At 57.1% G+C, this 1,943-nt stretch carries 1 rRNA gene; it reads right to left on the bottom strand.

Annotated elements, in window-relative coordinates:
* Positions 1-1,943 (bottom strand): 23S ribosomal RNA (locus tag ACWELJ_RS34045); the annotation flags it as partial.

Below are 1,943 nucleotides of genomic sequence, written 5' to 3'. Positions count from 1 at the left end.
GTATACATCGCCTTACGGCTTCGCACGGACCTGTGTTTTTAGTAAACAGTCGCTTCTCGCTGGTCTCTGCGGCCACCCCCAGCTCGAGCAGCAAGTGCTCTCACCGGATGTGGCCCCCCTTCTCCCGAAGTTACGGGGGCATTTTGCCGAGTTCCTTAACCATAGTTCACCCGAACGCCTCGGTATTCTCTACCTGACCACCTGAGTCGGTTTAGGGTACGGGCCGCCATGAAACTCGCTAGAGGCTTTTCTCGACAGCATAGGATCATCCACTTCACCACAATCGGCTCGGCATCAGGTCTCAGACTATGTGCCAGGCGGATTTACCTACCTGACGTCCTACACCCTTACCCCGGGACAACCACCGCCCGGGATGGACTACCTTCCTGCGTCACCCCATCACTCACCTACTAACCGCTTGGTTCGGCGGCTCCACCACTCCCCCTCACTCCGAAGAGATCAGGGGCGGCTTCACGGCCTTAGCATCACGATGCTCGATGTTTGACGCTTCACAGCGGGTACCGGAATATCAACCGGTTATCCATCGACTACGCCTGTCGGCCTCGCCTTAGGTCCCGACTTACCCTGGGCAGATCAGCTTGACCCAGGAACCCTTAGTCAATCGGCGCACACGTTTCTCACGTGTGAATCGCTACTCATGCCTGCATTCTCACTCGTGAACCGTCCACCACTGCCTTCCGGCGCGGCTTCACCCGGCACACGACGCTCCCCTACCCATCACAGCCGCCGTTGGGCGTATTGCTGCAATGACACGACTTCGGCGGTACGCTTGAGCCCCGCTACATTGTCGGCGCGGAATCACTAGACCAGTGAGCTATTACGCACTCTTTCAAGGGTGGCTGCTTCTAAGCCAACCTCCTGGTTGTCTCTGCGACTCCACATCCTTTCCCACTTAGCGTACGCTTAGGGGCCTTAGTCGATGCTCTGGGCTGTTTCCCTCTCGACCATGGAGCTTATCCCCCACAGTCTCACTGCCGCGCTCTCACTTACCGGCATTCGGAGTTTGGCTAAGGTCAGTAACCCGGTAGGGCCCATCGCCTATCCAGTGCTCTACCTCCGGCAAGAAACACACGACGCTGCACCTAAATGCATTTCGGGGAGAACCAGCTATCACGGAGTTTGATTGGCCTTTCACCCCTAACCACAGGTCATCCCCCAGGTTTTCAACCCTGGTGGGTTCGGTCCTCCACGAAGTCTTACCTCCGCTTCAACCTGCCCATGGCTAGATCACTCCGCTTCGGGTCTTGAGCGTGCTACTAAAGTCGCCCTGTTCGGACTCGCTTTCGCTACGGCTACCCCACCCGGGTTAACCTCGCAACACACCGCAAACTCGCAGGCTCATTCTTCAAAAGGCACGCAGTCACGAGACATCAGCAAGCTGATGTCCGACGCTCCCACGGCTTGTAGGCACACGGTTTCAGGTACTATTTCACTCCGCTCCCGCGGTACTTTTCACCATTCCCTCACGGTACTATCCGCTATCGGTCACCAGGGAATATTTAGGCTTAGCGGGTGGTCCCGCCAGATTCACACGGGATTTCTCGGGCCCCGTGCTACTTGGGTGTCTCTCAAACGAGCCGCTGACGTTTCGACTACGGGGGTCTTACCCTCTACGCCGGACCTTTCGCATGTCCTTCGCCTACATCAACGGTTTCTGACTCGTCCCACGGCCGGCAGACCGTGGAAGAGAGATCCCACAACCCCGCACACGCAACCCCTGCCGGGTCTCACACGTATACGGTTTGGCCTCATCCGGTTTCGCTCGCCACTACTCCCGGAATCACGGTTGTTTTCTCTTCCTGAGGGTACTGAGATGTTTCACTTCCCCTCGTTCCCTCCACACCCTATGTATTCAGATACAGGTAACACGACATCACTCGTGCTGGGTTTCCCCATTCGGAAATCCTCGGATCTCAGCTCGT

The organism is Nocardia sp. NPDC004582 (assembly GCF_053602115.1).
The sequence above is the reverse complement of the archived record's forward strand: the minus strand, read 5'-3'. Positions and strand labels throughout refer to the sequence as shown.